A 23,543-nucleotide genomic window follows, 5' to 3' on the forward strand; every position below is an offset into this window, starting at 1 on the left:
GGCTTACTTGCTTTCTGTCTGCTTTTCCTTGGCCGCCCGCTTGGCAGCGCTCTTATCCAAGAACGCCTGCATGCGGTCGAATTTGGCTTCGGATTCGAACAGGATTCCCTGCGCGATCGTATCGATGACGGGGTGGACTTCCCGCGGAGTGTGGAACACGCTCTTGGTGATCCGGACGGCCAGCGAGTCCTGTGCCCCGATCCGGTCCGCCAGCGCGTGGGCGGCGTCGATCAGGACGTCGGCCTCGTGAACTTCGGTGACCAAATGCACCGCTAGGGCTTCCTGCGCACCGAGGATGCGGCCGGCCAGCAGGATTTCCTTGGCCAGCGGCTCGCCGACCAGTTCCTTGAGGCGCCAGGTGGCTCCGGCGGCTGCCATGATGCCAAGGTTGGTCTCCGGCTGGCCGATCTTCACGCTCGGTGTGGCCAGGCGGAAGTCCGCGGCGTAAGCCAGTTCTGCCCCGCCGCCGAGGGCATAGCCGTCCAGGGCGGCGATGACCGGCATGGGCAGCTGGGCGATCCGGTTGAAGATGGTCGAGTTGATCCCGGCCAGGGCATCCTCACGACGGCGTTCGCGCAGCTGCGCGATATCCGCACCGGAGGCGAAGATCCCCTTGCCGTTGACCTGCGTACCGGACAGGATCATGATCCGCGGCTGCCGCTCCAGCACAGCGCAAATGGTGTGCAGTTCATCGACCATGGCCTGGTCGATGGCGTTGCGGACCTCCGGACGGTCCAGCTGGACGTGAATCCGGTCCTCGCGCTCTTCGACCAGCAGGGTGGAGAATTCGTGCGTGTCGAAGAGCATCAGACCCGCTCGATGATCATCGACGTTCCCTGGCCCACGCCCACACACATGGTGGCCAGGCCGCGCTGGGCGTTCTCGCGTTCCATCCGGCCCAGCAGGGTCACCACCAGACGTGAGCCGCTGGAACCCAGCGGATGCCCCAAAGCGATGGCCCCGCCGTCGTTGTTCACGATGCTCCGGTCGATCTTCAGGTCGCGCAGCACGGCCAGGGACTGCGTGGCGAAGGCCTCGTTCAGCTCGACGGCGCCGAGGTCCTCGACGCTCCAGCCTGCCTTGTCCAGCACCTTGCGGGTGGCCGGAACCGGGCCGACGCCCATGATTTCCGGGGCCACGCCGGCTGAGGCGCCCTCCACAATGCGGGCGCGCGGGGTCAGGCCGAACTTCTTCACTGCCGCCTCGGACGCCACGATGATCGCGGACGAGCCGTCGTTGAGGGAACTGGAGTTGCCGGCCGTGACCACGCCGCCGGGCTTGATAATGGGCTTCAGTCCGGCGAGGACTTCCAGGCTGGTGCCCGGGCGCGGGCCCTCGTCCGTGTCGACGACGGAGGTGCCTTTGCGGCTCTTGACCGTGACGGGGACGATCTCGTCCTTCAGCCGGCCGCCCTCGATGGCCGCGATCGCCCGCTCGTGCGACTGCACCGCGAACGCGTCAGCGTCCTCGCGGGAAATGCCGTAGACATCGGCGACTTCCTCGGCTGTCTCCGGCATGGAGTAGGTCATTTTGCCATCGCGCGACAGGTCACCCTTGGCGAAGCGCTCGTTGACGAACCGCCAACCGATGGACGTGTCGAACTGCTCGCCCGGCTTGGCGAAGGCCTTCATGGGCTTTTCCTGCACCCAGGGCGCACGGCTCATCGACTCTACGCCGCCGGCCACGACGATGTCCGCGGCGCCGGCCTTGATCATGTGCGAGGCCATGATGATGGCACTCAGCCCGGACGCGCACAGGCGGTTGACGGTAATGCCGGGCACGTGGTCTGCGTAGCCGGCCAGCAGCCAGGCCATACGGGCAACGTTGCGGTTTTCCTCGCCGGCACCGTTGGCGTTGCCGAAGATGACCTCGTCCACGGCGTCCGGATCCACGCCCGCGCGGTGCACGGCTTCCTTGACCACGAGCGCAGCCAGATCGTCCGGGCGTACCGCGGACAGTGCGCCTCCATAGCGGCCAACCGGGGTACGGGCCCCGCCAATCAGGAATGCCTCAGCCATTGAATTTTCCCTCGCGCTCGAGTGTCTTGGATGACGATGTGCGGACGGCTCCGACGGATTTTGCCCGCCAGAAATTACCGACCGACCGTTCTATAAAGAATCCCACGCGCGCTGGCGAGGGTCAACTAAAGCATCAGTCCAAGGTGCTACATGACACCGGGTGCTGTCCAACATAACGACGACGGCGGGTGGCTTACTTACTGCCCCAGCGCCTGGCTGTAGTGCCGGACGAGTTCTTCATGAGACTGCCCCGCGGCGCCGGCGGAGCCGTCGAGGAACGCCGCCAGCTGCTCCAGGCAGCCGTGCCAGCCGGCAGCAACGTTGGCGACCTTGGCCGGATCCTGAATGGTGTTCGTGAGCAGGAGCAGGCTGCCGCCGGCATCGGGCTGCAGCTGCCAGCGAAGCACTTCCTGGTCCCAGCTGAAGGCGAGCAGGTGAGGCTGATCCAGCTCCAGGACCTTGCCTTGGTCGGGTTCTTCATCCGGAAAACGGAACTCGATGACTCCGCCGACGTGCTGTTCCAGCCGAACCGCGCAGGGGAACCACGCCGAAAGTTCAGAGTCCTCGCTCAACGCGCGCCACAACCGTTCGACGTCGTGGCCGTACCGGCGGCGGAAACGCAGTACCGGCTGGCCCTCCACCGTGCTGTCCAGACTGACATCAACCTTGAATTTTCCTGCCGTCATACTTCCTCCTCAGGCGCGGTTTTCGGCCTTGGCCGCGATGTCCTTCAAGTCCTGTGCCATCGCTTTACGTGCGGCGTTCATGCCGATCTTTCCGAAACCGGCCATCATCAGCTTGGTCAGCCAGCCTGGGCGGGCCTGCTCGGCACCGAAGAACATTGTCAGTTCCGTACCGCCCGGCACCGGGCGCAAGGTGAAGCGGGTGGTGTAGTCGGCACCGCCGGACTGCGCCTTAACCGTGGTGGCATGGGGAGCCTGGGCGTCAGCAACCCACATCTCTTCGGTGGCTTCCTTCCCCATCATTTTCCGGGTTTCCCGCCAACGGAAGCCTTCGGTGTAGGGGCCGGGCGTGAGGACTTCCACCTTGGTCACGCCGGAGAGCGTTCCCGCGGCACCGTCGATATCGGTCAACACCTCCCACACGGCCTCCACCGGTGCATTCACGTGCTGGGTCAACTCCAGTTGATGCGCCATTGATCCCTCTGGTTTCTAACATGTGTATCCGCGATGGTCTGCCCAACACAGTAGCCCATGGGTCAGACAGCCACTGGGAAAGGCGCGACCCGGCCGTCGACCAGCCGCAGTTCCGCGCCGGGTCCGGTACCGCCGAAGCGCCCGGCGAACCAGGCACCCAGCTGGCGGTCGTGGCTGACCATGACAAGGGTTCCTGCGTAGGCGTCGAGCGCTTCCTCCAGCTCGCCCACCAACGCCGGAGCGAGATGGTTGGTGGGCTCGTCGAACAGCAGCACGTCGTAACGGCCAACCAGCAGCCGGGCCAGCGCCAGCCGGCGGTACTGCCCCACGGACAGCGCCCCGACCGGCACAAAGAAGTCAGCGGTGCGGAACAGCCCGAGGGCCAGCAGCTTCTCCGCGTGCTCCTCGGTATCGCCGGGCAGTCCGGCGCCGAAGGCCTGCAGCAGCCGGTGCGCCGGGTGGGCCGGCGGGGCAAGCTCCTGGGGCAGGTAGCCCAGCCGCCCGCGCCGACGCGCAGTCCCGCTGTCGGGTACCAGCCGGCCGGCCAGCACATCCAGCAGCGTGGTTTTACCCGCACCGTTGGGACCGGAGACCAGCAGTTTCTGCCCGGCCGCCAATTGAAGGCCGTCCATCTGCAGCCTGCCTTCAACCACGACGCCGGACGCCTCCAGCATGGTTCCGGTCAGGCCGGTGCCGCCGAAGTCCGCGGCCAGCTTCAGTGGTTCGGGCGGCCGCTGCACGGGCCGGGCCTGCAGCCGGCGCAGCCGTTCCTGGGCGTTGCGCAGCCGGCTGGTCCGTGCCGACTCCACGGTGCTGGTCTTGAAATCGAAGGCCATCTTGTCTTTGTCCGGCCGGTCCGGAACGTCGTCGAACTGCTCCCGGTGCCGGGCGATTTTCGCCTTCTCGGACGCGACCGCATCCAGCCAGGCGCCGTAAGCCTGGGCCCAGCGCAGGCGCTCGGCCGCTTTCTCCCGCAGGTATCCGGTGTAGCCGTTGCCGTAGCGCGTCAAGGTACGGCGGTCCGCGTCCACTTCCACCACGGTGGTGGCGACGCGTTGCAGGAAGGTCCGGTCATGCGAAACGGCGACGACGGTGCCCGGATGCGCGGCGAGGGCATGTTCCAGCCACTCGACGGCGCTGTTGTCCAGGTGGTTGGTCGGCTCGTCCAGCAGCAGGACCGGCGCGGGATCCGCCAGCAGGCAGGCGAGCGCCAGGCGGCCCTGTTCGCCGCCGGAGAGCGAGCCGATCTTCCGCTCCCTGGTGATATGCCCGAGGCCCAGCCCGTTCAGTGCGCCGTCCACGCGGGCATCCAGAGCGTAGCCATCGCGCAGCCGGTAGGCCGCGAGCAACTCGTCGTACCGGCCGCCTACCTGCACCTTGCCGCCGGCCATAGCGGCCTCGAGCCCGCGGAGTTCCGATTCCATGGCGCGCAGCCCGGACAAGGACGCGTCGATGGCCTGTCCAACGGAGGACGACGGCGGCAGGTCCAGCGTCTGCCCCAGGTAACCGTGGGTGCCGTGGACGGCAACCGTTCCAGCGTCCGGTTGTTCAAGACTGGCCAGCAGCCTGAGCAAGGTGGACTTGCCGGCGCCGTTCTCGCCGATGATGGCCAGGTGTTCGCCGAACGGGATGACAAGGCTGACGTTGTCCAGCAGGAGCCGGCCGCCGTAGCCGTGCGAAAGGTGTGAGAGATGAATATGAGCGCTCAATGTAACCCCATTGCGTCGAATAGTTATGCCTGCGGGCGCGGCCTGCGGGGGCCGGGGCCGCAACGGGCAGACAAATGGACGAAAGCGGGTTACAGCTTCATGCCTTCCAGTGTGGGAGCGCCGGGATGGAGCTGTCAACGTTTCAACGCCCCTCCGTGCAGTTGCGGGCAGTGGACGCCGCATGTGCCGGGCCAACCGTCATCGCATTCGCGGACAACAGCTGTCCCGAAGACTCTGGCGCACGAATGGCCGGGCGCCTACCGTCGAAACATGACCTACAACCTGCAGATAGTCGTGGATTGCGCCGACGCCCACAGCCAGGCCGACTGGTGGGCCGAAACCTTGGGCTGGTCGGTGGAGCAAACGGACCCGGAGTTCATCAAGAAAATGATTGCCCAGGGCCACGCCCGCGAGGAAGACACCATCCCCCATAACGGCATGCTGGTTTGGCGGGCCGGCGCCGCCATCTCTCCGCCGGAGGAAAAGGATGTGCCCGACCGCCGGCGGATCCTCTTCCAGCCGGTCCCGGAACCGAAGACTGTGAAGAACAGACTGCACTGGGATGTGCGCCTTGCCGGCGATGACAGGGACGTGGTCCGGGCGCGGCTTGAAGCCCGCGGTGCCAAGTTCCTGTACGACGCCCAGCAGGGACCGTACAGCTGGTACACCATGGCCGATCCGGAAGGCAACGAATTCTGCCTTACGTGACAGGTCGGTTTTGGGCGCGGGGCTAAACTCGCTATGTGAGCTTTGAGAATTCTGCCCCCGCGCCCGCCACCACCGCACCTGAAGCCAGCAACCACGCACAGGCCGCCTCCCTGCCCGCAAAGGTGTCAGATGTCTTCGACCCCGCCCAGTGGCGCGAAGTATCCGGTTTCGATTTCCAGGACTTGACGTACCACCGCCAGGTGGAACGGGACGCGTCCGGCGCCGTGCTGCGCGATCTGCCCACGGTGCGCATCGCCTTCGACCGGCCCGAGATCCGCAATGCTTTCCGGCCCGGCACGGTGGACGAGCTCTACCGCGCGCTGGACCACGCCCGGATGACGCCGGATGTGGCGACCGTCCTGCTGACCGGCAACGGTCCCTCCCCCAAGGACGGCGGTCACTCGTTCTGCTCCGGCGGCGACCAGCGGATCCGCGGCCGCGACGGCTACCGCTACGCCGACGGCGAGACGCAGGAAACCGTCGATCCGGCCCGTGCCGGACGGCTGCACATCCTCGAAGTCCAGCGCTTGATGCGCACCATGCCCAAGGTGGTCATCGCCGTCGTTAATGGTTGGGCGGCCGGTGGCGGCCACAGCCTCCACGTGGTGGCTGACCTGACCATCGCCTCCCGCCAGCACGGCAAGTTCAAGCAGACCGATGCCACCGTCGGCAGTTTCGACGCCGGCTACGGCTCGGCGCTGCTGGCCCGCCAGATCGGCCAGAAGGCCGCCCGCGAGATCTTCTTCCTGGCCCGCGAGTACTCCGCCGAAGACATGGTCCGGATGGGCGCCGTCAACGAGGCCGTGGACCATGAGCGTCTCGAAGCGACCGCGCTGGAGTACGCCGCGGATATCGCCCGGCAGTCGCCGCAGGCCATCCGCATGCTCAAGTTCGCGTTCAACCTCGCGGACGACGGGCTGGCGGGCCAGCAGGTCTTCGCCGGCGAGGCCACCCGTTTGGCCTACATGACGGATGAGGCTGTGGAGGGCAAGGAAGCCTTCCTGGAAAAGCGCGACCCCGACTGGTCCCGCTTCCCACACTACTTCTAGGGCTGCCTGGATGAACATCGATCCGGCGCTGAAAGCACTCTCGGCCGCGCTGGCAGGCGCGGGCCCCGCCGTCGAAATCGCACCTGATGGCACCCCCGAGCCGGTTACCTCGGCCGGTCTGGCGCCGGAGACCGCAGCGGTAGTGCGGACCTCGGGCTCGACCGGCACGCCGAAGGCCACCATGCTGGGCATTGATGCGCTGGCCGTGTCCTCGATGGCCACGGCCATGCGGCTACAGGGCGAGGGCCAGTGGCTGCTGACCCTGAGCCCCAACTATGTGGCCGGCCTGCAGGTGCTGGTGCGTTCGCTCTACGCGGGCACCCGGCCCTGGGTGATGGATCTGTTGGCCGGCTTCACGCCGGAGGCCTTCACCGCCGCGGCGGGCCAGCTCACGGACAGGTTCCGGCTGGTCTCGCTGGTCCCCACCCAGCTGCACCGGCTGCTCACGGACCCGTCCCCGGAAACGGTCCAGGTGCTGCGCCGCTTCGATACCATCCTGCTCGGCGGCGCCCGGATGTCCGCTGACCTCCAGGCGGCGGCCCGGAAGCATTCGCTGCGGATTGTCCGCACCTACGGCATGAGCGAGACCTGCGGCGGCTGTATTTACGACGGCGTGCCGCTGGACGGCGTGCAGCTGGGGTTGCATGAGGGCCGGATTTCCATCGGTGGCGACGTCCTGGCCTCGGGCTACCTGGACAATCCCGAGCTCACGGACGCGCACTTCAGTACCGTGCCGGACAAGGATGGCTCGGCCACCCGCTGGTTCCTCACCGAGGATCTGGGTGAAATGCACGACGGCGTTCTGGCCGTCAGCGGGCGGGCGGACGATGTGATCATCACCGGTGGCGTCAAGGTTTCCGCCGCCGCCGTCTCCGCTGCCGTCGAGACCGTCCCCGGGGTGGAGGCCGCCCTGGTGGCCGGGGTCGAGGACCCGGAGTGGGGCACCCGGGTGGGCGCCGCCGTCGTCGGTTCTGCAGACGATGAGCTGATCCGCCGGACAGTCCGCGAGGCACTGGGGCCGGCCGCGGTGCCGCGCATCCTCGTGCGGCTGGATGCCTTACCGCTGCTGGCCAACGGCAAGCCGGACCGGCTGGCCGTGGCGCGGGCGCTGCGCGAAGCCGGCTGATACCCGCCGCCCACCGGCGATAAGCGAGAATAGTTCTTTGCGGCCGGCACCGGATCCGGTCCGCCGCCATCATTACCGTTCACGAAAGCAGGATCTTCACGTGGCTACAGTTGCCCAATGGTTTGAAGGCGCACGCCCCCGCACGCTGCCGATGGCGGCTGCTCCGGTCATCGTGGGTAGCGCCGCGGCCTTCGACCTCGAAGCCTTCAACCCAACGCGGGCTTTGCTGGCGCTGCTGATCGCCCTGCTGTTCCAGGTCGGCGTCAACTATGCCAACGACTACTCGGATGGCATCCGCGGCACCGACGACGTCCGCGTGGGGCCCATCCGCCTGACCGCTTCCGGCGTGGCCTCGCCGAAGTCGGTCAAGTTCGCGGCGTTCGGCTGTTTTGGGCTGGCGTTGATCGCCGGGCTGGCACTGATTATTTTGTCCCAGACTTGGCCGCTGCTGCTGGTGGGGGCCGGCTGTGTCATTGCCGCGTGGGGCTACACCGGCGGCAGCAACCCCTACGGCTACCGGGGGCTGGGCGAAGTCTTCGTGTTCCTGTTTTTCGGCATCGTGGCAACCATGGGCACCACCTACACCCAGGCACTGCAGGTCAGCTGGGCTTCATTCGTAGGTGCAGTGGGCACCGGGCTGATCGCCACAGCGCTGCTGATGGCCAACAACGTGCGGGACATTCCCACGGACCGCGAGGTCGGGAAGATCACCCTTGCCGTCCGGCTGGGCGACGAGGCCGCACGGATCAGCTACGTGATGATGCTGGCCGTTGCCATCCTGCTGCCGCTGGTCCTGGTCAACGAGCATCCATGGATCCTGCTGGTGCTGCTGCTGGCTCCGGTCTGCCTGATGCCCAGCTGGGTCATGCTCAAGGGCAAGAAACGCAAGGACCTGATCCCGGTGCTCAAGCAGACGGGCATCATCAACCTGTGCTTCGCCGTCGCCTTCTCGCTGGGTCTGGCGTTGACCCGGCTGATGTAGCGGTCAGTCCGCCGTCGGCATGTCTTCGGGCTTGGTGTCCTTGGGCTTGCGGTCCGAGTCCACGCGGAGCTCGCCGTAGCGGTCCACGGCCTCGTCTTCGGCCATCGCATCCGAGATCTCGGTCGAGGTCCGCAGGGGCTTGGCGTTGCCGGAGAACCGGTGCCGCAGGGACTCCGAAGCGGCGTCGCGCATTTCGCGGAAGAACAGGTACGTGATGCACCATCCGGCCACGGCCGCCACGAGGGCGGAGAAGATCAGGCCAACGCCAAGCCACATGCAGATGACGAAGATGACGGCAACAATACCCAGCCGCAGAGCGGTAAATTTCCAGAAAGCCACCACACAAGTTTACGCTGTCGGCGCCAACCGGGCTTGCGGTCGCGCTCAGAGCGGAAAGCCTGCTACACGCGCAGTGGCGACGCCCCGGCTCAACTACACTTAATGCATGGCCCGTGTCTACATAATGCTCGTTGTACTCGCAGTCGCAATCACTGTTTATGCGCTGATCGAGTGCATACGCTCGCGGCCGCAGGAAGTCCGCAGCATCTCCAAACCGGGCTGGATCCTCACCATCATCCTGGTTCCGCTCATCGGCGCCCTGCTCTGGTTCGCGTTCGGACGGCCGCGCGCTTCAAAACAGGCCCAGCAGGCCGCGCCGCGCCGGCCCATGGCCCCCGACGAGGACGTCGCTTTCTTGCGCAATCTGGACGTGCAGCGCCGGCAGCGCCAGCGCGAAGAACAGCTGAAGAAGCGCGAAGAGGAACTTAAGAAGCAGGCCAAGGACAAGGGCCGCAGCGGCACCAACCAGGTCAGCGAAGAGGATCCGGAAAATCCGAACACCCCGCGCTGACGGATTACGACGACGGGCCCTCCTTACCAGCGCAGCGCTGACCATCGCTGCGGGGCTGCTGGTCCGGTTCGCGGGCAGCGGCACCTGGACCAACCACACCGGCGACGCACTCTACGCTGTGCTGATCTACCTCCTGGTGGCCGCCGTGACTCCGCGGATCCCAAGCGTACTGACCGCAGCCGCCGCATTGGCGGTGTGCACCGCCGTCGAACTCCTCCAGCTTTCACCCCTGCCCGCCGCACTCGGCGAGATCTTCCCGCCGGCGCGCCTGGTCTTTGGCACCACGTTCGGCATGCTGGACCTGGTTTCCTACGGAACAGGTGTGCTGGCAGCCGGCCTGCTGGACGGTGTGCTGCGCCGCCGGCTCCGCGTCCGGCGTCTTGGCAGCCGGAGTCATAGCGGCGCAGTCGCCGCGGACGCCTCAGGTCAGAATGTGCCGTAGGTAGCGTTCCGGCGCGCCCAGATAGGACTTCCAGTTAATGACCAGATTCAACTCGTCCCAGTCCTTGCGGCCGATGCCGTGTTCATCGGTCTCGTAAATGGTGGCTCCGGGAAGCGACGCGAGCACCGGTGAATGCGTGGCACACAGGACCTGCGACCCGTTCGCTGCGAGGTCGGCCAGGACCCCAATCATGGCCAGCGTCGAGCTGAAGGACAGCGCCGCTTCCGGCTCGTCCAGACAGTAGAAGCCGGGCGTCGCGAGATAAGTCTCGGCAACCGCGAGGAACGACTCCCCGTGGCTCATCCGGTGGAAGTCGTGTCCGCCTTCCAGCCCGCGCTGGAAGGAGTAGTAGCCGTGCATGGTTTCGGCGCGCAGAAAGAATCCCCAATTTGGTGCGCCCGGGGTTTTGACCAGCGAGAGCCATTCGCTCAGCGGTGATTCGGTGTCATAGGTGGCGTGGGAGGAGTTGACGGTGCCGCCCTCCGGCCCCAGACCGTAAGCGGCGGCGATTGCTTCGACCAGCGTCGACTTCCCGCTGCCGTTCTCCCCCACCAGAAAGGTCACACCTTCCGGCAGCTCCAGCCCCGACTCCAGCACAGCGGCGACTGCGGGAATGTTTGCCGGCCAGACATCCGGCACGATAGCCGCATCGCTTCGGACGCGGATCTCCCGCACGATCCGGCGGTCGTTAAAGATGGCGCCCGCGCTGGTCATTTTCTTGATGTGGCCGAGGGCTAGATTCTGGCCGCCCGTGAGGTCGCGATGAAGCACGCGACCATCGCAGCGGCAGCCGCCGCCACAACGCACGACCCGAGAACCATGTACCAGGTGTCCGAACGGCTAAAGGAAATCACTGTCAGCAACGCGAACAGCACGCCCGTCATTGCCCAGCCAAAGGCTGCTTTGTTCCCTTCGCCACCTACCTCTTGTGCCGCCATGGAGCCCACTCTACGTTCTGAGGAAGCGAAAGGCGCATTATCCGTGCGGAATGCACTTGTTGCTGGCAGCCCTGCAGCTGGCGGTGGCACCGGTGGCGATGCCGCTTGACGAAGCGTTGGAAGCCGCCTAAGAAGCACCCTCCCGGCAGGCCTCCCCCACCAAGTGATTCGCCACAGTTAAGATGTCACCCGTGACTATCGCGCCAGTCCCGCCCGAGCCAATCCGCGTCATCGTGGAATCGCCTGGAGGGCCGAGGGTGTGGGAGATCATCGGCACGCTCAGTCCGTTCGCTGTCATGGTGGCAGCCGCCATTGCCGGCTACTTTGCATGCGAAACCTGAAACTGGGCCAACGGGCGCTCCAGCAGAAGGCCCGAGTCGATGCACAGACTCTTGCGCAAAAGCGGAAGGCTGATGAAAGCGCGCTCGAGCAGAAGGCTCTGGCCGACCAGAAGAACCAGTGGTGGGACCGGGTGGAGTGGGCTTTGGACGCGGCCTTCTCCGAGGACCCGGATCGGCGCCTTGCCGGCGTCGCCATGATCCGCATCCTGAACAGGACGGAAGGGCTCTCCCCGGAAGAGAAGCGCCTGCTCGATGCCGCATGGAAGGAGCCTCTCGATGAGGAAGAACCCCTCGACGAAGAGGAGCATACAAGCCCATTCGAAGCGTTCTTCCCGAAACTTCTGGGCGAAGCTCGAACGCGCCTATTAACAAACCTCTGGGAGAATCTTCGCCGCTCTCCTGAGCCTGAAGCTCCGATAGACGGGCGCGACGATGTTAGAGACAATGGAGACGAAGGCGATGGAGAGGAGGACACGAATGGCAGAAGCAACGCACGCTGACCGTCCGCGTGTCACGACCCGCCACGGGCGCACGCCGGAGCAGCAGGCCCGTGCCGAGCGGCGCGTCAAGGTGGAAGCCGCCAAGCTGCGCCAAGAACTCGATGCCGATCTGGGACGTGAAACGCCTGCCTGGGTAATCAAGCTGGCCCGCGAGAAGGTCTGACAAACGGTTTACGAAAGGGGTCGCCGAAGGGCGGCCCCTTTCGCGTTCCGAACGCACAGTTACCGCATACCACCGTGACTAAGGATGATTGTGGTAACAACTACTCCTCGCCGGGATGGCATCACCTCGCGCGAGGCGGCCGAGATACTGGGCCTCCCGCTCGATAGGATCTCCCGCCTGGTAGCGTCCCGGCGACTCGAAGCGCTCGGCCGCGTCGCCCACACCCTCATCATCGACCCTGCCTCCGTCAAGCGTCTCCAGTACCAGGGGCTTGACCGGGGCCGCGCCTGGTCCGACGCCACAGCTTGGGGAGCCCTCACGCTGTTGTCCGGCGGGAACCCAATCTGGCTGATCCCGCAGCGCAAGTCCCGCATCAAAACCTCCCTGATGTACCCAGTGATGACTGCCCGCCGGATCTACAACCTGTCCAGGAATAAGGACACTGTATTCCGTTACCGCGCGCCCGTGGCAACCTTGCCTGCGCTTGAAGGCGCCTTACTGCCGACCGCTGCCGGGGCAATGATGTACGACGGCATCGCCGAGGTGTTCGGTCTGACAGCCGGCGGAGGCCTCGCGGAAGGCTACGCATCCGACGGTGAGGCTGAGGGAATAGCAGACGACTTCCGGATGCCCCTGGATCTGGGTGGCAACGTAACCATCCGGGAGGTCGCCATCGAGGAGGCCTTCACCGAATGAAGAGTGCCGCTGGCTGCCATCGCCGTTGACCTGATGGACTCCCTGGGCACGCGGGAGCGCAGCGCCGGCGAGAGAGTCTTGCAAAACCTATTGGAGGAGTTCCGCCGTGGCGCGTGAAGCCTGGGAAGTTGCTGCCCCGGCCGGCGATTGGATTGGATCCCCAAGGCTCCTTTGGATCGGCTAACGCCTAGCGCAGGTCAGGTACTTGATGCCTTGGCTGGTGTCCACGCAACCCCTGCCATCGAAACGATTCCCCGAGCCTTGTTCGCGCGTCCCGATCCAGGGTTGTAAGGCTGCTCCTTGCGGTGAACCGGCGGACAAAAAACGGGACCTGCGCACTGGTTGCCCAGTGCGCAGGTCCCGTTCGGAAAGTTAGCGGAGCGATCCGTTTATTGAATTCCGGAATAGCTGTGCAGTCCGGAGAAGAAGACGTTCACAATGGTGAAGTTGAAGACCACGCAGAGGTAGCCGACGATGGACAGCCAGGCGGCCCGGGTTCCGGTCCAGCCGCGGGTGGCGCGGGCGTGCAGGTAGCCGGCGTAGACCACCCAGATGACGAAGGTCCAGACTTCCTTGGTGTCCCAGCCCCAGTAACGGCCCCATGCCTTCTCGGCCCAGATGGCGCCCGCCATCAGGGTAAAGGTCCACAGCACGAACGCGATGGCATTCACCCGGTAGGCAAAGTTCTCCAGCGACAGCGCAGACGGCACGAGGCGCAGGAAGCCCATGCGCTCCGGCTGCCCGGCACGGGCGCGGGCTTCCCGGTTTGCCTGCAGCAGTTGCAGCACGGACATAGCGAAAGTCAGGGTGAACAAAGCGGAGGCGATCACGGCGATCGAAACGTGGATGATCAGCCAGTAGCTCTGCAGGGCCGGCACCAGGTGGGCCACCGGCGTCGGGAAGCCGATCGCAGCGGCACAGAGCATGATGACAACCAGGCCAATAACAAACGAGCCCAGAAAGCGTACGTCCTTGCGGGTGAGGACCAACAGGAATACGACGGCGACAACCAAGCCGCCGGTGGTGCAGAACTCGTACATGTTGCCCCACGGCACGCGGTGCGCCGCGATGGCCCGGGAGATCACGCCGGCCGTGTGGACGAGGGCGGCCACGATGGTAATGGCAACGCCGATTCGTGCGGCGACGCGGCGTTCCTTGGTGTACACCATGGCTTCGTCTGCCGTCTCGACGGACGCGCCGGCCCCTGCTTTTCCAGCGGAACCCGTTGCTGATGCCCCGGCGCCCGCTCCGGCCAGGACCTTCTGCTCGGACTGTTCGCGGGCCAGGCGGGATTCGACCGACCGGATGGTTTTGCTGGAGGTTGCCAGGTCCCAGCAGAAGGCTATGAACGCCACGGTGTATGCCATGGCAGCCAGCAGGATGAACAGCTCGCTGTACTGGCCGAGCGTCTCGTCAATGGAGGGCATTGGAGTGGATCCTTAGGAGTTTTTTACGCCGACGGCGCTTTTGTTATTGTCTGCCTGCTGGTCCTGGTTGGCCAGCCATTCCTTCTCGAAGAGTTTGCGCAGGGCCGCGGATTCGCCTTCCAGCCTGGGGTCTTCGCCGCGGGCCAGCAGTCCCCACTCAACCATGGTCCGGCCGTCCTCGTGGGTACCGGCACGGACCCAGACGCGGCGGCGGCCGATGAACAGGGAGGCGCTCAGTCCGATGATGGCGAGCGTCGAGAACACCAGCGCGCCGGCCTGGCCCGGGTCGTGGTCGATGTCCAGGGCAACGTAGCGCTTCAGTCCGTCGAACGTGACGCTGCCCAGTCCGTTCGGCAGCTCGTAGCTTTCGTAGGCGCCGAGGGAGAATTCGCCGGCCTCGTCCTCGCCGTCGCTCATCGACGTCAGGGTGGAGGTGTCCAAGACGTAAACGTTCTTCGGGTCGCCTTCGTCCAGGCCCAGGTCGCCGTAGTAACCGTTCAGGTACAGCCGCGGGTTGAACGGATCCGGGTCGCTGCCAACGGCCACGCCGTCGGAACCTTCTACCGCGGTGGGCAGGAAGAAGCCCACAAAGCCCAGCTGTTCCGGCTGGGCGTCCGGGACCTTGACGACCATGGTGGAGGTGTAGGCGCCGTCGTTCGGCACCGACACCACGGGACCCTGCAGCGCGATGTTGCCGTCGCCGTCGCGGATCGTCACGACCGGGGCATAGCCGTTGCCGACCAGATACACGCTCGTTCCGCCGATGGACAGCGGCTCGTTGACCTTCAGGGTCTGCTGCTCAGGTTCCGCTTCGGGCGATTCCTTGGTGGTCAGGACGGCGGTGAAGTCCAGCGGCTGGCCATAGTGTGTGTCCGATTCACGGTCGAAGACCACATCGAAGCTGTCCAGCTGCATCGAATACGGCTCCAGCTGGTCCTCGTGGAAATTACTGCCCGGGGAGAAGTTGTCGTAGCCCACCAAGGTGTTGACGAAGGACTCACCCTCGACGATGATCTTCTGGCCGCGGTAGCCGAACAACCCGCCGACGGCCACGGAGACCAGGACACCGATCAGCGAGACATGGAAGACCAAGTTGCCGATTTCCTTCAGGAAGCCGCGCTCGGCACCGACGGAAGGCATCGCGCCGTCCTTGCCGCGCACCTCCACCCGGTAGCCGCGGCGCTTGAGCAGGCGGGCGGCGTCGTCGACGGCGGATTCCCGCGTGACTTCCAGGTTGGACGGCAGCGCCATCGAACCGTATTCCGGTAGGCGGGAGAGCCGGCGCGGGGTCCGCGGCGGCTGGGAACGCATGGCCTTCCAATGCTGGACGGCGCGCGGGACCACGCAGCCGATCAGGGAGATGAACAGCAGCAGGTAGATCGCCGAGAACCAGACCGACGAGTAGACGTCGAACAGCTGGAAACGGTCCAGCCAGGGACCGGTTTCCGGGTTGTCCGTGAGGTATTGGGTGACGACAGCGGGGTTCGCCGGCCGCTGTGGGAACAGCGAGCCCGGCACCGCGGCAACAGCCAGCAGCAGCAGCAGGAACAGCGCGGTGCGCATGCTCGTCAGCTGTGTCCAGATCCAGCGCAAGGTGCCGACGAAACCCAAGGCGGGCAGGGCGACGTCGTTCTTCGCCGAAGGCATTTTGTCCTTCTTCGCCGGGCCCCAGCCGCGGGCGGCATCCGCTTTGCCGGCGGGGCCTGCCTGCTCCCTGCCCGGCGTCGGGGGTGCGTCGGACGCGGGCGTCTCGGGAGTCTTAGGTGTTTCGCTCATCAGATGGGGAGCCTCACTTCATTTGCGAACCAGTCCTGCAATTGCGTTACCCAGGTCCCCCACATCCCGGTGGCCATCAGCACACCGAGAATCACCAGCAGCGCCCCGCCTGCCCGCTGCAGGAACAGGCGGTGCTTGCGGAAGAAGGCCATGGCGCCCATGCCCCGCCGCACGCCTAGTGCGATCAGCAGGAACGGGATGCCGAGCCCCAGGCAGTACATAAAGGCCAGGAAGGCGCCCTTGGTCGCATCGGCGCCGCCGGAATACGCCAGCGCCTGGACGGCGGAGAAGGTGGGTCCGATGCACGGCGCCCAGCCCAGGCCGAAAGTCATCCCGAGGACCGGGGCGCCCCAGAGCCCGGCCGGCGGGCGGGAATGGATCTTGCGGTCGCGCTGGAACCAGGACAGTCCGCCCATAAAGATCACGCCCATCGCAATAACGACGACGCCGAGCGCCTGCGTGACCCAGGCGGCTTCGGATCCCTTCAGCCACGCTCCCAGTTGCCCGAACACCGCCCCGATGGCCACGAAGACAATGGAGAAGCCCAGCACAAACAGGCCGATGCCGGCAAGCATCCGGCCGCGCCGCTGGCGTTCCAGGTCCACGCCGGTCAGTCCGGTGACGTAGCCCAGGTAGCCCGGGACCAGGGGCAGGACGCACGGGGACAGGAAAGACACCAGCCCCGCCAGCATCGCCACGGGGATGGCGAGCAGGACGGAGCCGTTCAGGACAGTATCGCCGAAGGCGCTGCCGATGCTCAGGGGGACGTAGGCCGCAGTCAGTTCCACAGTCAGGCGGCCGCTGTGTCTCTGATCAGCGCTTTCAGCGTGCCCTTGTCCGCGACGCCCAGGATGCGGGCAGCTACCCGGCCTTTCTTGTCGAGCACGAGCGTGGTGGGGACGGCCTGCGGCGGGACGTAGTTGGTCATTGCCAGCAGGATGCCGCCGTCTTTGTCATTAAAGCTGGGGTAAGTCACGCCGAAATTGCGTTCAAAGGCTTCCGCCGTTGCCCGTTCGTCGCGGATGTTCACGCCGTAGAACTGCGCCTCGTCGGCGAACTCCTCGCTCAGCGCCTGCAGGTCCGGGGCTTCCAGCCGGCACGGTGCGCAGGCGGCGTACCAGAAGTTCAGCACGGTGACCTGGCCGGCGAAATCGGCGGCCTCCACGGCGGTGCCGTCGAAGAGCTTCCCGGAGAGCTGGACCGGTTCACCGCGGGTGGCGGCATCATATTCGGTCACCGAGCCGTCCCCGGCGATGTAGTTTTTGTTGTCGCCGGCATTGGCCTGCTGGGCCAGCGAATCCTCCACTGTGCAGGCGGCCAGGGGCAGGGCAAAAACAAGTCCCGCACCAAGCTTGAGCAGGGAACGACGGTTGAACGGCTGAGGGGTTTGGGCAGTCACAATCACACTTTTCTTCGTGGGCTGGGAAGTATCCCACTTCTACAACGCGTAGTAATTCTATTACGCTCCCGGGATATTCGCCGCACCGGGCAAAAGATCGGCGCTGGGCTCGCAATATTCGACCCCGACGAGGCGTTCGCCGTCGAACTTCAGGCTGGTGACCGAGGTCAAAGTACATTGCCGACGGCGGGGGTCATGCCACAGCCTGCGTTGTTCCGCCGCCAGCCGCGTCACCCAGATGGGCAACTGATGGCTCACCAGCACTGCTTCGGCGCCTTCTCCGCCGCGTTCGACGGCGGCGCGCCGGGCATCCTCGACCGCTTCCATGACCCGGGCGACCTGCCCGGCATATGGCTCGCCCCAGGACGGCAGCATCGGGTTGCGCAAATACCTCCAGTGCCGCGGATCCCGCAGATGCCGCTTAACGTCCGAGAGTCCCTCGAAACGGTTCTCCGCCTCGATGATCCGCTCATCGGTCACGATTTCGAGACCCAGCGCGACGGCGGTTGGCTGCGCCGTCTCCTGCGCTCGGGTAAGGGGCGAGGCCACCAGATAACTGATCTTGGCGCCGTCTTCGGCCCGTTGGGCAAAGTAGTCCGCCGCCCGCTGGGCCATCTCACGTCCAAGCTCGGAGAGACGGAAATTAGGCAGCCGACCGTAGAGGACGCGGTCCGGGTTATGGACCTCGCCGTGGCGGAGTAAATGCACAGTGGATAGGGGCATGGTCTTAATTCTCTCAAAGCCAAGGGGATTGCCCAAAGCCTGAGGCGTGGCAAGAATGGGCGGTGAGTGAAGATCTGCTGCTCAGCCCTGATGGAATCGTTTTTCCCACGTAAGGAGATCGTTATGACATTGCCCCAAGGTCTGGCTCAAGGCGTCTGGACTCTCGACCTGGCGCATAGTGAAATCGGCTTCACCGTACGCCACGCCGGGATCAGCAAGGTCCGCGGCCGATTCACTGATGCCTCGGCCGAGGCACGAGTTGGCGAGTCACTCGCGGAGTCCACTCTGCACGCCACAGTCAATACAGCCAGTTTCGAATCCGGCGACGCCAACCGCGATGCCCATGTCAAGGGTCCCGATTTCTTCGACGTCGAGCAGTTCCCTGAGATGACCTTCGTCGCCACCGGTGTCGAAGGCGACGGCGAGGACTATACGGTTACCGGCGACCTGACGATCCGCGGCGTGACAAAGCCTGTGGAAGTCGAGGTGGAATTCACCGGCGTGGCTGTCGACCCGTTCGGGGCGACCAGGGCCGGATTCACCGGTGAAACCGAAATCAGCCGCAAGGAGTTCGGCCTGACCTGGAACGCCGCGCTGGAGGCCGGCGGCGTCTTGGTCAGCGACAAGGTGAAGATCAATCTGGATGCGGCGCTGGTCAAGCAGGCCTGAACCGCCCGATCCGATGCATGGATTTTGCCTGGCCGGGACAGCTGTTCCGGCGAGGCAAAATCATCCTTCAGAGCTAGTCCCTACCGGCATGCCTGCGCTGTAGGGTTGCAGTAGGAGCTGTCCTGTCCTGCCTTGTCACACGCGGTACCGGCGGCTATCTGCAGTGTCGATCGACAGAAGAAGGATGCGACCATGTCCACTCCCGAAAACAATCCGAATCCGTCCGAGAAACCGGACCAGCAACCGGGACAGTCCGGCCAGAACGGCGACGTCGCACCCCGCTACGGGCAGAACGCGCCCTACGGTCAGAACCAGCCGCAGTACGGCCAGAACTCCCCCTACGGCCAGCAATCCGGGCAGCCGGGCCAGGCCAGCCCCTACGGCCAGAACTCCCCCTATGGCCAGAACACCCCGTCACCGTACGGCTACCAGAACGCACAGCCCGGCCAGTACAGCTATCCGAGCAGCCAGCCGCAAGGCGGCACCGGGAAGCCCGAAGCGCCCAAAGAAGTCATGATCGCCTTCTGGCTGATCATCGCGGCGGCCGCGCTGACCGCTATCGAAATCATCATTTCCTTGGCCACCATGGACACCGTGCTGGCCCAACTGGCGGACGATCCGGCTGTCCGGGACGCCGTGGCACAGACCGGCGGCCAGATCAGCGAACAGGAATTCATCGACATGGCCAGCGGCATGGCGGGCGTGGTGATGGTCGTCGTCGGGCTTATCGGCATCGGGCTCTACCTGATGGTTGCCTTTGGCGTGAAGGCCGGCAAGAACTGGGCCCGGATCACCGGAACCGTCTTCGCCGCGCTGTCTCTGCTGGGCATCATTCCGTTCGGACTGCACACCCTGACGATCCTGCTCGGCATCGCCGCCATCGTGCTGCTGTTCATGCCGCCGTCGAACAACTTCTTCAAGGCAGTGGCCGCACGCAAGTTCGGCATCTACGGCCGCTGACGTTTCCTACTGTGCCTTGCGGGCGCGGGTTTCGGAGTCCAACTCCGATTCCTGCGCCCGTTGTGCGTGGTAGGCCAAGATCTGCAGTTCGGTGGCCATGTCCACCTTCCGCACCTGCACATGCTGCGGCACCTGCAGCACCACGGGGGCGAAACTGAGGATGCTGGTGATTCCGGCTGCGACGAGCTTGTCGCAGAGTTCCTGGGCCACGCGGCCCGGTACGGCCAGCACCACCATATTGGCGCCGGTCCGGTGCAGCACGGTTTCCAAATCGGCCGTGTTGTGGATTTTCAGGCCACCGATCTCGGTTCCGATGATTGACGGGTCGGCATCGAAGATGGCCGCAACTTCGAATCCACGCGTAGTGAAACCCGAATAGCCGGCCAGGGCCCGGCCGAGGTTACCGGCGCCGATGATGGCGACGCGCCATTCCTGGGTCAGCCCCAGCCGGGCGGAAATGGTCCGCGTCAGCAGCTGCACGTCGTAGCCGACACCCCGAGTACCGTAGGAGCCGAGGTAGGACAGATCTTTGCGGAGCATGGGAGATTTCACCCCGGCGGCTTCGGCAAGTTCCTCGGATGACGCCCGTTCCACGCCCTCGGCAAGCAGGGAGTTCAGGGCGCGCAGGTAGATCGTCAGCCGCGCAACGGACGCTGGCGGAATAGTGCGGCCCGAACTTTCGGGATTCCCAGCGGTACTGGGAAGATCCTGCGTGGTCACGATGTGGCTCTCCATTGCTTAGCTGTAGTCCCACTTTAGGCGCTGGGCAAAACGGCAACCAATTGGCTCCGCGCGCTCAGGACGTCAACAGGCGCCGCAGCCGCTCCGGATCGATGCGCCAGAAATCGCGCTGTACGCCGTCGATCATGACCACCGGAATCTCCTCGGCGAACCGCCGTTCCAGCTCCGGATCCTCCAGAATGGACTTCTCCTGCCACTCCAGCCCAAGGTCGTCGGCAACTGCCGCCACAGTTTCCCGTGCCGCTTCACAAAGATGGCAGTCCGGCTTGGTGAGCAGCACCAGTTCATGATTGGGGCGGGGAGCAGCTGAATCCGTCATAGCTAACAACGTAGCCCCACCTTGGCAGGAGTCAATAACCGGACACCACGCTGCCCCACGCAGGGCCGCTCAGCATGGATGCCTCCGGCTCGTTAGACTCGAGGCATGCCCTCAGCCGCCACAGGTCCTGCCCACCGAAAGCCTGATCCCGCCGGCGCAGAAACCGGGGCCGCGTTTTTCGACGTCGACAATACTTTGATGCGAGGGGCAAGCCTGTTCCACGTGGGGCGCAAGATGTACCAACGCGGCGCCTTCCGGATGCGGGACGTTGCCGGGTTCGCCATTAAGCAGGGGAAGTTCCTGTGGCGCGGGGAAAACCTGAAGGACATCCAATCCGTCCGCGATACCGCCATGGCGCTCGGCGCGGGGCTGATGGTGACGGATGTGAAGGCCTTGGGCGAAGAGGTCTATGACGAGATCATCGCGTCCAAGATCTGGCCCGGTACACGCGCCTTGGCGGATCAGCATCTGCGCGCCGGACGCAAAGTGTGGCTGGTGACCGCCACTCCCCTGACGGTCGCGGAAGTCATCGCGGACCGGCTGGGCCTCGACGGGGCTTTGGGTACCGTGGCCGAAATTTCCGAGGGCGCCTACACCGGGGCCCTGGTCGGTGAAATCCTTCATGGGCCGGCCAAGGCCTACGCCGTCGCCGAGCTCGCCAAGCTGGAAGGGCTCGAGCTGGAGAACTGCTGGGCCTACAGCGACTCCTACAACGATGTTCCACTGCTGTCGCTGGTGGGCAATCCCGTGGCTATCAATCCGGACGCGAGACTGCGCAGGCATGCCCGGGAACGCAACTGGCCGATCTACGACTTCCGCAGCGGCCGCAAGGCTGCAACCCTTGGCCTCAAAGCCGCCACCGGAGCCGGCGCCGTGTACGGGCTCTGGCGCGGGGTGCACAAGTTCCGCGGTCCACGCGGCTGAACGAGCGGCGCTGCGGCGTCCTCGTCACGGCACGGTCCGGGTCCGGCACGGATTAACGCAAACGGCCCGCCAGTTACCTGGCGGACCGAGAAGCATGCTGTAAAGCTGAAGCTCTACTTCTTATTGCGACGCTGGTGGCGTGTCTTACGAAGCAGTTTACGGTGCTTCTTCTTGGCCATACGCTTGCGGCGCTTCTTAATAACTGAACCCACGAGTTCCTCACAAATTCACTTCGATTAACACCCGACTGCCACAGTTTGCCCTTGAGAACAGCAGTGGCCGGCGGATTCTTACGATGACGTAAAACGTTCCTTAACAGGGTACCGCCTAAATCAGGCGACAATTTACCGGCCGTTGGCGCCGGGTCCATTGCCAGACCCAAAACCACCTAAGCGGTATCCGACTGGCCCTCCACAACGGCACCGCGAAGATACTGCTCCACGGCCGATTCCGGCACCCGGTAGGAGCGGCCGAACCTCACAGCAGGCATCTCCCCGGAGTGGATCAACCGGTAAACGGTCATCTTGGAAACACGCATCACTTCGGCCACTTCCGACACCGTCAAGAAGCGGACATTCGAGAAGTTCTTCTCCTCTGCCATTTCCAAAATCCTTTACTCCGGTCGGGCCGAACGGCATGCCGCCTTGCCCTGCGGGTAATTACCGTCTAGCTAGACACTCTAGAGGGCCAAGTGACCAAAGTGAAAGTTGCCCTGTTGATTAAGCGTTACATGATTCCCGCTGCTTTTTCAGCGGGACACTCCGGCGCGCTGAACACTGCTCAAGGCCAGCTGGGAGAGGGTGTAAACCGTCATCTCCCAGTCCATGCAGGCGTCAGTCACGCTCTGTCCGTAAACCAGTTCGGCGTCGCCTGCGGCTTGGTCAGCGACATCGAGTTTCTGCGCGCCCGCAACGAGGAAGCTTTCCAGCATGATTCCGGCAATGGCGGAGGCGCTGTGGCCTGCCCCCTCCAGCTGGGCCGCGACGTCCAGCGCCACCTCAGCCTGACGGTGGTGGCTCTTGCCGCTGTTGGCGTGGCTGGCGTCCACGATTAGCCGCGGGTTCAGCCCCGCCTCCGCCAGCAGCTCCGAGGCACGGACAACATTGGCGGCGTCGTAATTTGGCCCGGCATTGCCGCCGCGTAAAATCAGGTGAGTATCGGCGTTTCCCGCCGTCGAGACCATGGAGGCCCGGCCGGCTTCGTCGATGCCCAGGAAAGTCTGGGCAGCCGAAGCGGCGGCGCAAGCATCGAGCGCGACCTGCAGCCCGCCGTCGGTCCCGTTCTTGAAGCCGATCGGCATGGATAGTCCCGAGGCGAGCTGGCGGTGGATCTGGCTTTCCGTGGTGCGCGCACCGATCGCTCCCCAGCTGACCAGATCCGCCACGTACTGCGGGCTGATCGGCTCGAGGAACTCGGTGGCCACAGGGAGCCCGAGGTCGGCTACGTCGAGCAGGAACCGGCGCGCCGTCCGCAGTCCGGTGGCAACGTCATGGGAGCCGTCCAGGCGTGGGTCGTTAATCAGGCCCTTCCAGCCCACGGTGGTGCGTGGCTTTTCGAAGTAAGCACGCATGACGATGAGCAGTTCAGAGCTATGCTGCCGGGCCACCGAGGCCAGGCGCCGGGCGTAGTCCAGCCCTGCTTCCGGATCGTGGATGGAGCATGGGCCGACGATCACCAGCAGCCGGTCATCGACGCCGTCCATGACCGCACGGATCTCTGCGCGGCCGCGTTCGACGACGGCGGACTGTTCGGCAGTTGCCGGCAGCTCTTCGATGATCTCCTGCGGCGTCGGCAGCGCACTGAAGGAGGTGACCCGCAGATTGCTGGTCTGGATCTTGTCTGCGTTCAGTACCGGATTCATGGTTTTCCCGTCCTATGGTGGCGGGAACCGATCAGAACCCGCCGTGGAAATGGCGAAGGGCAGAG

Annotated in this window: 30 protein-coding genes; 13 read left to right on the top strand and 17 right to left on the bottom strand. The window is 65.0% G+C overall.

Features of this window, described 5'->3' with window-relative positions:
• Positions 1-3: 3 nt before the first annotated feature.
• From B0G38_RS07135 to B0G38_RS07155, 5 genes are all read right to left on the bottom strand, one after another.
• Positions 4-807 carry an enoyl-CoA hydratase/isomerase family protein gene (locus B0G38_RS07135; RefSeq protein ID WP_264668783.1) on the bottom strand — a complete coding sequence of 268 codons (804 nt, stop codon included), beginning with the start codon at positions 805-807 and terminating at the stop codon, positions 4-6.
• Entirely contained in the window at positions 807-2,018 is a 1,212-nt protein-coding gene (locus tag B0G38_RS07140) for a thiolase family protein (protein ID WP_264668784.1), read from the bottom strand. Before B0G38_RS07140 ends, B0G38_RS07135 begins: the two co-directional genes overlap by 1 nt.
• A gap of 197 nt (positions 2,019-2,215) precedes the next feature.
• Entirely contained in the window at positions 2,216-2,704 is a 489-nt protein-coding gene (locus B0G38_RS07145; protein WP_264668785.1) for an SRPBCC family protein, read from the bottom strand.
• A gap of 9 nt (positions 2,705-2,713) precedes the next feature.
• Positions 2,714-3,175: an SRPBCC family protein gene (locus B0G38_RS07150; RefSeq protein WP_264668786.1), complete on the bottom strand. Its 462-nt coding sequence runs from the start codon at positions 3,173-3,175 to the stop codon at positions 2,714-2,716.
• Between the two features lie 62 nt (positions 3,176-3,237).
• Positions 3,238-4,884, bottom strand: coding sequence for an ABC-F family ATP-binding cassette domain-containing protein (locus tag B0G38_RS07155; RefSeq protein ID WP_264668787.1), 1,647 nt, complete (start codon positions 4,882-4,884; stop codon positions 3,238-3,240).
• Positions 4,885-5,154: 270 nt separating this feature from the next.
• Here B0G38_RS07155 and B0G38_RS07160 point away from each other — a divergent pair, with 270 nt between their 5' ends.
• The 4 genes from B0G38_RS07160 to B0G38_RS07175 all read left to right on the top strand — a co-directional run bounded on the left by B0G38_RS07160 (position 5,155) and on the right by B0G38_RS07175 (position 8,749).
• A complete protein-coding gene (locus B0G38_RS07160) occupies positions 5,155-5,592 on the top strand; it encodes a VOC family protein (RefSeq protein ID WP_264668788.1) in 438 nt (145 codons plus the stop codon).
• 110 nt (positions 5,593-5,702) lie between these two features.
• Entirely contained in the window at positions 5,703-6,641 is a 939-nt protein-coding gene (locus tag B0G38_RS07165) for a 1,4-dihydroxy-2-naphthoyl-CoA synthase (protein WP_264668837.1), read from the top strand.
• A 10-nt stretch (positions 6,642-6,651) separates the two neighbouring features.
• A complete protein-coding gene (locus tag B0G38_RS07170; protein ID WP_264668789.1) occupies positions 6,652-7,767 on the top strand; it encodes an AMP-binding protein in 1,116 nt (371 codons plus the stop codon).
• A 100-nt stretch (positions 7,768-7,867) separates the two neighbouring features.
• A complete protein-coding gene (locus B0G38_RS07175; protein WP_264668790.1) occupies positions 7,868-8,749 on the top strand; it encodes a 1,4-dihydroxy-2-naphthoate polyprenyltransferase in 882 nt (293 codons plus the stop codon).
• A 3-nt stretch (positions 8,750-8,752) separates the two neighbouring features.
• On the opposite strand, the gene B0G38_RS07180 is transcribed toward B0G38_RS07175, so the two are convergent.
• Positions 8,753-9,088: a DUF4229 domain-containing protein gene (locus B0G38_RS07180; protein ID WP_264668791.1), complete on the bottom strand. Its 336-nt coding sequence runs from the start codon at positions 9,086-9,088 to the stop codon at positions 8,753-8,755.
• A gap of 124 nt (positions 9,089-9,212) precedes the next feature.
• On the opposite strand from B0G38_RS07180, the gene B0G38_RS07185 reads away from it, so the two are divergent.
• Entirely contained in the window at positions 9,213-9,599 is a 387-nt protein-coding gene (locus tag B0G38_RS07185) for a PLD nuclease N-terminal domain-containing protein (protein WP_264668792.1), read from the top strand.
• 58 nt (positions 9,600-9,657) lie between these two features.
• Complete coding sequence (locus B0G38_RS07190; protein WP_264668838.1) at positions 9,658-10,041, top strand: ribosomal maturation YjgA family protein; 384 nt, start codon at positions 9,658-9,660, stop codon at positions 10,039-10,041.
• On the opposite strand, the gene B0G38_RS07195 is transcribed toward B0G38_RS07190, so the two are convergent.
• On the bottom strand, positions 10,021-10,812 hold the full coding sequence (locus tag B0G38_RS07195) for an AAA family ATPase (RefSeq protein WP_264668793.1): 792 nt from the start codon (positions 10,810-10,812) through the stop codon (positions 10,021-10,023). The genes B0G38_RS07190 and B0G38_RS07195 overlap by 21 nt on opposite strands.
• A 358-nt stretch (positions 10,813-11,170) precedes the next feature.
• Here B0G38_RS07195 and B0G38_RS07200 point away from each other — a divergent pair, with 358 nt between their 5' ends.
• The 4 genes from B0G38_RS07200 to B0G38_RS07215 all read left to right on the top strand — a co-directional run bounded on the left by B0G38_RS07200 (position 11,171) and on the right by B0G38_RS07215 (position 12,679).
• Entirely contained in the window at positions 11,171-11,320 is a 150-nt protein-coding gene (locus B0G38_RS07200; protein WP_264668794.1) for a hypothetical protein, read from the top strand.
• The gene (locus B0G38_RS07205; protein WP_264668795.1) at positions 11,308-11,820 is read left to right on the top strand and encodes a hypothetical protein; all 513 of its coding nucleotides are present in this window, start codon (positions 11,308-11,310) and stop codon (positions 11,818-11,820) included. Before B0G38_RS07200 ends, B0G38_RS07205 begins: the two co-directional genes overlap by 13 nt.
• Positions 11,798-11,983 (top strand): hypothetical protein, encoded by a 186-nt coding sequence (locus tag B0G38_RS07210; protein ID WP_264668796.1) that lies wholly within the window; start codon positions 11,798-11,800, stop codon positions 11,981-11,983. The genes B0G38_RS07205 and B0G38_RS07210 overlap by 23 nt, the downstream gene beginning before the upstream one ends.
• Positions 11,984-12,073: 90 nt before the next feature.
• The gene (locus tag B0G38_RS07215; RefSeq protein WP_264668797.1) at positions 12,074-12,679 is read left to right on the top strand and encodes a DNA-binding protein; all 606 of its coding nucleotides are present in this window, start codon (positions 12,074-12,076) and stop codon (positions 12,677-12,679) included.
• 389 nt (positions 12,680-13,068) lie between these two features.
• Here B0G38_RS07215 and ccsB read toward each other — a convergent pair whose 3' ends face one another.
• The 5 genes from ccsB to B0G38_RS07240 all read right to left on the bottom strand — a co-directional run bounded on the left by ccsB (position 13,069) and on the right by B0G38_RS07240 (position 18,004).
• Positions 13,069-14,106: a c-type cytochrome biogenesis protein CcsB gene (gene ccsB / locus B0G38_RS07220; RefSeq protein WP_264668798.1), complete on the bottom strand. Its 1,038-nt coding sequence runs from the start codon at positions 14,104-14,106 to the stop codon at positions 13,069-13,071.
• 12 nt (positions 14,107-14,118) lie between these two features.
• Positions 14,119-15,753, bottom strand: a complete 1,635-nt coding sequence (resB, locus tag B0G38_RS07225) for a cytochrome c biogenesis protein ResB (protein ID WP_264668839.1) — start codon at positions 15,751-15,753, stop codon at positions 14,119-14,121.
• Between the two features lie 128 nt (positions 15,754-15,881).
• Positions 15,882-16,664: a cytochrome c biogenesis CcdA family protein gene (locus B0G38_RS07230; RefSeq protein ID WP_461610092.1), complete on the bottom strand. Its 783-nt coding sequence runs from the start codon at positions 16,662-16,664 to the stop codon at positions 15,882-15,884.
• Positions 16,665-16,672: 8 nt separating this feature from the next.
• On the bottom strand, positions 16,673-17,287 hold the full coding sequence (locus tag B0G38_RS07235; protein WP_264668799.1) for a TlpA family protein disulfide reductase: 615 nt from the start codon (positions 17,285-17,287) through the stop codon (positions 16,673-16,675).
• A gap of 54 nt (positions 17,288-17,341) precedes the next feature.
• Positions 17,342-18,004, bottom strand: a complete 663-nt coding sequence (locus tag B0G38_RS07240; protein WP_169993516.1) for a histidine phosphatase family protein — start codon at positions 18,002-18,004, stop codon at positions 17,342-17,344.
• Positions 18,005-18,127: 123 nt separating this feature from the next.
• Here B0G38_RS07240 and B0G38_RS07245 point away from each other — a divergent pair, with 123 nt between their 5' ends.
• Entirely contained in the window at positions 18,128-18,673 is a 546-nt protein-coding gene (locus B0G38_RS07245; RefSeq protein WP_264668800.1) for a YceI family protein, read from the top strand.
• Between the two features lie 192 nt (positions 18,674-18,865).
• A complete protein-coding gene (locus B0G38_RS07250) occupies positions 18,866-19,633 on the top strand; it encodes a hypothetical protein (protein WP_264668801.1) in 768 nt (255 codons plus the stop codon).
• 6 nt (positions 19,634-19,639) lie between these two features.
• Here the strand turns inward: B0G38_RS07250 and B0G38_RS07255 are convergent, their stop codons facing one another.
• Positions 19,640-20,353, bottom strand: a complete 714-nt coding sequence (locus tag B0G38_RS07255) for a redox-sensing transcriptional repressor Rex (RefSeq protein ID WP_413542038.1) — start codon at positions 20,351-20,353, stop codon at positions 19,640-19,642.
• Between the two features lie 76 nt (positions 20,354-20,429).
• Positions 20,430-20,693: a glutaredoxin family protein gene (locus B0G38_RS07260; RefSeq protein WP_264668803.1), complete on the bottom strand. Its 264-nt coding sequence runs from the start codon at positions 20,691-20,693 to the stop codon at positions 20,430-20,432.
• Positions 20,694-20,798: 105 nt separating this feature from the next.
• Here B0G38_RS07260 and B0G38_RS07265 point away from each other — a divergent pair, with 105 nt between their 5' ends.
• Positions 20,799-21,617 (top strand): HAD family hydrolase, encoded by an 819-nt coding sequence (locus tag B0G38_RS07265; protein ID WP_264668804.1) that lies wholly within the window; start codon positions 20,799-20,801, stop codon positions 21,615-21,617.
• Positions 21,618-21,730: 113 nt separating this feature from the next.
• Here B0G38_RS07265 and B0G38_RS07270 read toward each other — a convergent pair whose 3' ends face one another.
• The 3 genes from B0G38_RS07270 to B0G38_RS07280 all read right to left on the bottom strand — a co-directional run bounded on the left by B0G38_RS07270 (position 21,731) and on the right by B0G38_RS07280 (position 23,478).
• On the bottom strand, positions 21,731-21,829 hold the full coding sequence (locus B0G38_RS07270) for a 30S ribosomal protein bS22 (protein WP_003792170.1): 99 nt from the start codon (positions 21,827-21,829) through the stop codon (positions 21,731-21,733).
• Between the two features lie 176 nt (positions 21,830-22,005).
• Positions 22,006-22,218, bottom strand: a complete 213-nt coding sequence (locus B0G38_RS07275; RefSeq protein WP_139004577.1) for a helix-turn-helix domain-containing protein — start codon at positions 22,216-22,218, stop codon at positions 22,006-22,008.
• A 147-nt stretch (positions 22,219-22,365) separates the two neighbouring features.
• Entirely contained in the window at positions 22,366-23,478 is a 1,113-nt protein-coding gene (locus B0G38_RS07280) for a 3-deoxy-7-phosphoheptulonate synthase (protein WP_264668805.1), read from the bottom strand.
• Positions 23,479-23,543 lie beyond the last annotated feature (65 nt).

The sequence above is a fragment of the Crystallibacter permensis genome (genome assembly GCF_025960875.1).
Taxonomy (GTDB): domain Bacteria; phylum Actinomycetota; class Actinomycetes; order Actinomycetales; family Micrococcaceae; genus Crystallibacter; species Crystallibacter permensis.